General features: G+C 67.8%; 7 protein-coding genes. 4 read left to right on the plus strand and 3 right to left on the minus strand.

Annotated features, from left to right (window positions below):
- On the minus strand, positions 1–575 hold a 575-nt coding region (locus tag IY392_RS10460), incomplete at its 3' end, for a hypothetical protein (RefSeq protein WP_194861167.1).
- 1,343 nt (positions 576–1,918) lie between these two features.
- On the opposite strand from IY392_RS10460, the gene IY392_RS10465 reads away from it, so the two are divergent.
- Both IY392_RS10465 and IY392_RS10470 read left to right on the plus strand, forming a co-directional pair.
- Complete coding sequence (locus IY392_RS10465; RefSeq protein ID WP_194861168.1) at positions 1,919–2,542, plus strand: hypothetical protein; 624 nt, start codon at positions 1,919–1,921, stop codon at positions 2,540–2,542.
- Between the two features lie 32 nt (positions 2,543–2,574).
- On the plus strand, positions 2,575–3,072 hold the full coding sequence (locus tag IY392_RS10470; protein WP_194861169.1) for a hypothetical protein: 498 nt from the start codon (positions 2,575–2,577) through the stop codon (positions 3,070–3,072).
- A gap of 33 nt (positions 3,073–3,105) precedes the next feature.
- On the opposite strand, the gene IY392_RS10475 is transcribed toward IY392_RS10470, so the two are convergent.
- The gene (locus IY392_RS10475) at positions 3,106–5,220 is read right to left on the minus strand and encodes a hypothetical protein (RefSeq protein WP_194861170.1); all 2,115 of its coding nucleotides are present in this window, start codon (positions 5,218–5,220) and stop codon (positions 3,106–3,108) included.
- Positions 5,221–5,306: 86 nt separating this feature from the next.
- Positions 5,307–6,326, minus strand: a complete 1,020-nt coding sequence (locus IY392_RS10480; protein WP_194861171.1) for a hypothetical protein — start codon at positions 6,324–6,326, stop codon at positions 5,307–5,309.
- A 345-nt stretch (positions 6,327–6,671) separates the two neighbouring features.
- On the opposite strand from IY392_RS10480, the gene IY392_RS10485 reads away from it, so the two are divergent.
- Positions 6,672–7,616 (plus strand): hypothetical protein, encoded by a 945-nt coding sequence (locus IY392_RS10485; protein ID WP_194861172.1) that lies wholly within the window; start codon positions 6,672–6,674, stop codon positions 7,614–7,616.
- Between the two features lie 313 nt (positions 7,617–7,929).
- The coding region (locus IY392_RS10490; protein WP_228549270.1) for a hypothetical protein at positions 7,930–8,439 on the plus strand (510 nt) is incomplete at its 3' end.

The following is an 8,439-nucleotide window of genomic DNA, read 5'->3' on the forward strand; positions in this document are numbered from 1 at the left end:
GTGGGTGGGCGACCGGGGACGACGGTGGGGGTCATGATCTCGTCTGTGCCTTGGTGGGCGTGTCCGATGCCGAGGGTGTGGAGGAGTTCGTGGGTGAGGACGGCTTTTCCCGTGGGGATGGTCGGATCGGTGTGCGGGGTGTTGGCGCGGATGAGGACGAGGCCGTGGGTGAGTAGTCCGGTTGTGGGGTCGTAACGAATCTGGCCGACGCCGAGGCGGTCGGTATCGCTGAGTTCGGCGCCTGCGTGGGTTGTTCCATGTGGCGCGTAGTGGACGGTGATATCGGCGTTTTGGTCTGGCGACAGGATTTCCAGTGGAAGTCCACTCACTGAGCGTAGTTCCGTCACTGCGTCTTGCAGTGCTGCTGAGGTGCCGGTGGGTACGTCGCCTGCCAGTGCGATGGTCGTGGGCTTTTCGCACGACCAGCGCACCGGGTGGCCGTCGACGTGTGCGGTGAACGAGTAGTCCGTTCCTTCCTTGAGGGATGTGGCCGTCGTCGCGTTCTCGGTGTGGTGGGTAGGGGCCAGGGGTGCCGATGTCTTGATGGCCGCCGCTGCGGTGCTTGCGACGACCACGAGCGCCAGGGCGGTGAGTGAGGTCGTGGTGTGGCCCCTTCTGGTTAGAGGCTGCCGGCTCGAGACCGTGCCGAGGCGAGTCTGGTGTGGCAGTGCGGGCCGGTAGGTGGCGCGGCGGACGTAGGTGGGTCGGCGGCTAATGCTCATCCCTTCAGGGACTGGGCACATGGTTCCCCCTGGAGGGGTGGGGTCCAGGCTTGAGGCCAAGGATGAGGTGACGTCTGTCCCTGTGGGGTGTTGATGCGAATGCTGTTCGCCGTGGTGTTGTGAGTTCTGCGGGGCTCATCCCTTCCACTGCGACGTCGTGGTCGACGGTGTGTTGAGCGGGTATCTGGACGCTGGTCTGTCGCAGCTGGTGGCGGCGGGGCTGGTCGTGGCGTTGCTCGTGTTCGTTGACCGGTTTGTCTTCTCCCCGGTTCGTAGGTGATCTCGACGATCTCCGGTATCCGATCACGTGTCGTCCATGGAGATGAGGTCTGCAGACGCTTTTGTCGCGACTCGTGTTGTCTCTGTTCGTTGGGGCAACCATGGCGACTTTCACCACCGGTGGGTTCGCGGTATTGACCCCGCCGATGTCGACGAGTTCTCGAAGGGCTGGAGGCGTGACGCCGGTAGGGACGGTATCGGCGTGGGAGTTCGGCGGAGGAACACTGGTCGGGTCGGCTGCCGCGACCACGTCTGTTTCGGCCCTGACCGCCACCGGCTCTGAGAGTCCGATAGGAGGCTTGCGAGGTTCTGGCACTCACCCGGCACGGGAGGTTGGGTCGTCGGCACTCGCGGGCACTCCGACGGGGTGACCGACGTCCTGGGCGGTGGCCTCACTATGCGGCGTGGTGATCGCGGTGTGGTCGTGGACTGCGCGCCCGGCGGCATCCTCAGTTGCGACTGTGCATCCTGTTCGCACCGGTATTGCCATACGGGAGCTCACGGTGCGAGAGAGCATGGTGCGCGTCAAAATCGCAGGGGCGCTGGAGAGGCGTCCCGTCGTCGCACCGACGTGCGGCGGGCCGCGCGACTGGGTGATGCCGTGGCTTTGCTGGCTCCCTTGTCGTGGCGGGTCGTCGACGGTGTGTGGACTTTTCAGACCTTCGACGGGTTGAGCTCGGGCCCTGGTCGTCACTGCGGTCGACTCGGGTTGGCAGTGGTTCCTCGTTGTATTGGCCCATTCTGGGAAGGCGTTGGTCCTGTGCGTCGTCTCCCTCGCGGCGTCGCGGTTGTTCTTCGGGGTGCCGACGCTGGCGGTGTCGATTGTTGTCCCTGAGGGGGTGAGCACACACACTCTCGACCCGGGTCTTCCGGCGAGATACACCCCACTGCTTGCGAAAGGCCGTGACCGTCCCATGATGCGAGTTGGAAGTAAGAGCGACGCCGATGGGCTCAATCCGGACCTGTGGGAGGGCACCCTCGGGGCCTGCCCGACCCGGTCGCAGCGGCTGCGGGCCTGGTGGGCCGGACGTCAGGACGGGCGGGCCAACGTCACTCCCGATCCGGAGACCGGACTGACGCCGCACTTGGAGCGTTTTCGGGCGCTCAACGCCACTCACGTCGACTCGGAGCTGCTGCGGATTCGGCCCCGCATGCAGGAGGTGGAGACCGAGCGGGCTCTCCATCGTCAGGCCCTGGACAATGCCTCGGCCATCCTCGCCGAAGAACAGGCCCAGACCCCTCCAGAGGCCGACTCGGCGACAGTGGGCCGCTGGCAGCGCCGCCACGGCGCCCAGATCGCCTCATGCGCCCAGACCATCCGCTCTTGCGAGGCTGAAATCGCCCGCTTGGACGAGGACTACCAACACCTTCTGGATGTGCGTCGCCACAGGATCGACCGCGTCTGCGAACGGCACCAACAGCTCGTGGCCATCTACTGGCGAGCCCTGTTGCGCCACCACGGGGAAGCCGAGGAGGTGCGTGCTGGCCATCGCCAGCCGTCACTGACCGTCCCTGCGGGGACCTTCACCACCCACCTGTGACCGTAGTACCCACCCCGAAAGGACCACCACCCATGTTCGGATTCCGCCGTCGTCCCCGCCCCACTCCTGTGCACCTGGTGCCCAACGACCTCGACGGTGATCTGGGTACCGTGTACGCGCCGGCCTCGATCCCTCTGCCGGTCACCCCGATCCCGACGGTGTGCGAGCTCGAGGACGATGTCGACCGCAGGGTCGCCGAACTCGGTGCGTCGCTGGATGAGTACACCGGACACGTCCTGGATCGGCACTACGCGCAGCAGCTCGCCGAATGCCAGCACACTGTCGACACTCTCACCGAGCACGCCTTGCGTGTCGACCGCAGGCTCATCGCCGAAGCCCACGACGCCCACCGGGACGCCGCCACCGCCGCCCAGGTGGCGGCGCAACGGGCAGACCAGGCCCGCCGGCACGCCGACGACCTGTGGACCACGGCTCTGGGCGAGCTGCCCGACCGCACCGAGACGCGCGAGGCAGGTATTCCTGTGGCCGATCCCTTCGTCTACGACGAGCCGGACCTGAAGTTCGACTAGGGAACGGGTGAGGCCATCGCGGGCTGGTGCCGGTCAGTGCGTGGTCGGGGCCAACTCCTGCATCACGGAGTCGACGGCATCGGTCATTCCGAGTTGCCCGAAGGTGCCATCGAGTGACCAGGTCCCCACGGCCAGGCCGCCGAAGGACACCAGTCGTTTCTCCCATTGCTGTTCGTAACTGGCCCCGTCGGTGGGGCCGGGGACCTCCGTGGTGAGCAGCAGCAGTGGCCGGTGCGCCTCTCCCATCCAGGTGTTCATCGTCGACCACTTCCGCAATACCGAGCGGCGGAACAGGTCCCGGGCACTTTTGTTCCAGTTCTCCCTACCGAGGAGCGTGCTCGGCTTCTTGAGGTGGCCCGACCTGTCCTCCTCCTGCCACACCCACGGCATGAGGTACACGCTCACCAGTCCGACGTCGCTGGCCAGCAGGAGATCAGGGAACCCGTCCTGGATCTCCGTCCGGACCGGCCCGTTGTCCTTCCAGGGAAGCTGGAACACGGTGATGGACCGGTTGGTGTCCTTCTCGGTGAGCTGGGTCAGGAACTGCTCGGCCCAGGTGTTCCGTTCGTCGCAGTTTCGGAGCAGAGGGGGCCGATCGCGAACGTCGGCGAACACGGCCGCGCGACGCGGATCATCTGACTCGGAGATTGTGTACACCTCGGACAACAGCTGGGACCACATCTCGCGGGTGTACGAGGGGGTCTTCTCCGAGGCGTCGTCCCACGGTGCGGACAGACCTCCTCCCGGCCTGGTGAACCAGCAGGTGACACCGTCGTCGGGGTTTTCGCGGTGACGCGTCATGCGGTAGCGGACCATGCCCGCGGTGGCGGCTTTGGGGCCCGGGGTCGCCAGAAGGTCGGTCGTTCCGCGGGTGGCGGTCAGCAGCTGGAAGACGTGCTCCTCACTCCACGCGCCCGCCCTCTTCGCCCGGCACGTGGTGCCCTCGGGTACGCGCAGGCCCTCACCGACACGCCCCTTTTCAGCGAACGCGGTTCCCGTCTGCTGACGCACGGTCAGACCCAGGACCGACTCCGCGCCGATGGCGCAGATCGCCGAGTAGATCCCCAGCGGGGAGGCGTCCACACTGACCACGGCCGAGGCCTCGACCTCGAACTCCGGGGTCTGGGGAACCGGTTTGACCTCTGGACGCTGCACCCACTGACGGACACCATCTAGCTCCTTGCCCGGACCTTGGTTGGTCGCGTTGAGAGAGGCGATCTGACTCTTTGACATCGACCGCACCGCCCGGGGGACGGAGTCCCGCAACCCCTCCAGGCGGACCCGTTCGGCGGCGTCGCGGTGCAAGGCGAGGTAGATCGTGTGGGTGCCGCTGCCGAACACCTCTCGTGAGATGTAGTAATTCCAGCCCAGAAATCCCTGCAGGTCGGCGATCTGCCGCTTGCATTCCACAACCAAGACCCGGTGCCCGACCCGGGCGAGCACATCACACTCCCCGAGATTGGCGCCGCCTCCGCACTGCGTGATGTTGACGCCCTCGAGAATCTCCACGTCGGCGTCGTCGTGGTAACCGAGTGTTGTGAGGGTCTCGCGGAGGAGGTGGGCGGCGACGTCTTCCAGCGCCTGGGCTCGGGCGAGCTGATCGTGCTGAGGTCCGACAGCCTCCACCCAACAGTCCTGCTTGTCGCACTGACGCCATCGTTGCGGATCGGCGGGGATGAGAGAGTAACCGTGGAGACCAGCGATGGACTCCAACGTCATACCGGCACTGGACAGGGGTGTGGGCTGTCCTGCGCCGTCGATGAGGTGCCCGGTGTCGTCGTTGACGTACGTCCGGTGCCGTTGATCACCGCCTGCGGCAAGGTGACGGTCGACGGCTGCCGCCACCATCTCCTTGGTGCCCCCGGTGTAGTCGAGCCGCCATCCGGCGGGCAGTCCGAGAGCGTCGATGGCCTGTCCGATGCCGGCGACGTCACGTTCGTCGGGGACCTCGACCAGGGTCACCTCGTCAAGGCGGTGCCTCGCCGGGGTGTCCTCGGCCGGGTCTTCGGTGAAGTACTGCCGAATCCGGGCGGCAGCCTCGACGGTGTACGTGCTGTGGACGAGGTACACGCTGTCGGGCTCGACCGTGGCGATCGCGGTCACGACCGGAATCACGGAGGTGCCGACCGTGCACACCAGTGTCTGCATGACCTCACGATAGGGCGAGCCCGCCATCACCGGGGTGGTGATCGCCCGCGTGAGGCCATCACCGCCCTGGCGAAGTCTCCCGCGGTCTACCGCGTCAAGTCCCGTGCATGGGCCAGCGCACGGGCGCTCTCCGGGTCGAGGAGATCGTCGACAACGGCGTGGCACCGGGCCGAGAGGTCATCGAGCAGGGCTTGTAGCCGCAGCATTTTGGCGGGGGTGAGAGGGGGGAGTTCCCCGGTGTCGAGGCCTGTCCCGTCTAGCCATCTCGCGACGGTGCGGACCGCCTCCTCGAGGTCGGAGTAGGCGGCGCGGGCGAACAGATTCGCTTCGATCTCGGTGCCGCGGCGCCGCTTCCGGTCGCGGGCGTCGAGGCGGGCACCGTGTTCGCGCAGCAGCTGGACGGCGTCCTCGGCGGGGATTCGTCCCAGGCCCAGCTGGGCCCAGCGCCGGAATCCGCGCTCGACTCCAGTCAGGACGGCCGCTAGGACCGCCGCGAGCACCTCGTCACCGATCAGGCGGAACAGGGCTTGCTGCGGCTTGGCGGTCCACGACTGGGACTTGCCGGTGACATCGACGCACCGCAGGCCGACGGTGTGCTTGCGCATCACCCCCTCGGCGTCGGTGCGGAAGACCTTGACCACCTCCCGTCGGGCCAGGAGCACACCCGCGTCGTGGCGCAGGTCCTCGGGGTCGGAGAACCTCCCCGCGGTGGCATGTGCCCGGACCAGTCCCGTCACGGCCTCCTCGAGACGCCGAAGGGCGGCGGGCTCCCACGACACTTGGCTGGTAGCGGTGGGCAGTGGGGCACCGCCTTCGAGGTGGGCAGTGACGGCGGCGAACCCGGTCCAGAACCGGTTGATCTGCAGAAGGGTCACCTCGTCCATCGACTCGAACAGGTCAGAGGTGGCTTGCGCCTTCGCGGTCCACGCTTCCGAGGCGGTGTCCGGGGCGAGCGAGCGTACGAACTCAGCCGTGAGGCATCGGGTGCGGACGTAGGTGGCTGCGACCTGCCCGTCAACGGAGCGGTCGTCGAGGGCGCGCACGAAAAGGACCTCGGCATCGGCGGTGGCACGCCGAAAAGCCCAGGTCGGGAAATTGGTGGTCACGATGACTCCCCGCGGTGGGACGTGAAGTCCCCTGGTGGGGACTCCCGGCCGGGGCGTCAGCCCGCAGCCGGGCAACGCGTCACCGAGATGACGGGAAAGTCATATTTGACCGCTATGAAGTTGTGTCATGCGCTCCGATGGCATAGCCACCAGTGGCGCCACGTCATCATCGACTCGCCGGTGGGGTTATGTCAAGCCCCGATTTTTTTCGGGCATCGGTGGGTAGTCACACCAGCGAACGTGGGGGAAAGGATCCCTGCCGGGAGGGGTAGGCGACCCCGGGATTGGCCCGGGGCACTCCCCGGAAGGCCCATTTCGATGCATCCTCTTGCCTCAGCCCTTGACATGGCCCCCTCTACCGCCGCCGATCTCGCCTCGGCGGGGTCCGGCTCCAATGCCCGCCGCCAGGCGATGGCCGACCGATACGTGCGTCGGCTGACTCATCTGGTCACCAGGAGTGACCGCAGCCTGCGTGCCGAAATATTCGGCTGGGTGGTGCTGTTGCTGCTGGCCAGCGCGGTGATCGAGTGGCAGCTGTTCACCGACGCCTTGACCACGATCCTCCCGGACGCCAGCGACGTGGTGGCGCGCGTCATGTCCGCCGGAGTTCTGGTCCTCTACGTGCTGCTGTTCCACCACCTCGGCAACGCCGTGGCCGAGGCGAGGCGCACCTCACTGACGATGACGGAATCCCAGCACTCCCCCCGTGCGTTTCTCGGGTGGTCGGGGTGGCTCACGCTGGCTGGAGGCACCGGCTTCATCCTGGCCGTGGCGTGGCGGCGGGCCGTAGCGGTCGCCGCCGACGCGAACGATCACCTCGCCGCCGCCAGCTCGGAGCAGATCGGACAGGTCACGCCCGCGGCGCTGGCCTCCACCGACGTCCTGGAAGACTTCGTCATCACCGTGGCGTTCATGGGCCTGGTCGCCGGCGTGTGCGTGTTCACTGCGGTCCTGCGTACCCACATCCTCTCCGAGGCCAGGGAGATCCGCCACGCCCGCGAGAACGCCGACCGGCTCCAGGAGAGCGCACGGCAGGCGGCCGTCGTCGCCGGCCAGGCGGCCACTGATCTCAAGGTCCGCACGGCCACCATCCACGACCGCCGACTGCAGGCTCAGCGACTCCAGGCATCGCTAACCCACCGGTTCGACCGCGCTCGCGACCGTGTCCGGGCCGCGGTCGCCGCCGCACAGGCCCGCCCCGAGGGCACCAGCCTGCTCCTACCCGAGACCCACACCGAGTCCGCACCCGCCTACAGCGGTCCCGTGACCGACCCCACTGCACGCGACTGACGGGACCGGGCGGGGGGCCACGACGCCCCCCGCCGGGCCCCCCACACGCCGCCAGCCACACCCCCGCTTCGCTAAGGCGCATCCTGCGCCACGGTGGCTCGAGCACTCATCTGACTGCTCCCGTGTGAACGCATCCACCCCCCGGCCAGCGGGGAGGCCCTCGGCGGCCCTGTCGACTGCTGCGGCTCGGGGCGCCGGAGGTGTGGTCGACGGTGCGCTCGACAGGCATCGGCTCGAAGCGGTCCCTGACAGGTGTGGCAGGACCTCCGACCGTGGATCGTCCCTTCCCGACCAGTGACGAGGAGTCACCATCATGACCACCATCAGCCGCCGTACAGTCCCCCTGATCGTCGCCGCCCTACTGATCGTCGTCGCCGGACTGGCCGGTTGCGGATCCGGGCCCCAAGCCCACGCCGTCACCATCGGGGACTGCACCATCGAGCCCGGGGCCGTCACCTACGCCGCGGGGGTTCGCCAAAACACCCCCGCGCCCGTAATCGGCGGGGATCTGGCCGACATCGCCGGACAGGCCGCGGTGACCGGCCACTCGGTGTCGGTGGTCTCGGTCGAGGGGCGCCCGGCAGTGCTCTACGACGCCGCCCCGGCCCCCGTGCCGTCCTCGGGCAAGCAGAAGTCCAAGCTCATGGATCGCACCAAGATCACCGTCAACACCGTCCTCGCCACCCAGACCGCCACCACCGAACAGGCCGATCCCCTCGCGGCGCTGGCCCTGGCGGCGCGGACCCTGCGCGCCCGTGCGTCCACCGGCGTCGGCACCGTCGTCCTCCTGGACTCGGGGCTGTCCACCGTGGCACCCCTGGAC

The organism is Dietzia sp. SYD-A1 (assembly GCF_015356725.1).
Lineage (GTDB): Bacteria > Actinomycetota > Actinomycetes > Mycobacteriales > Mycobacteriaceae > Dietzia.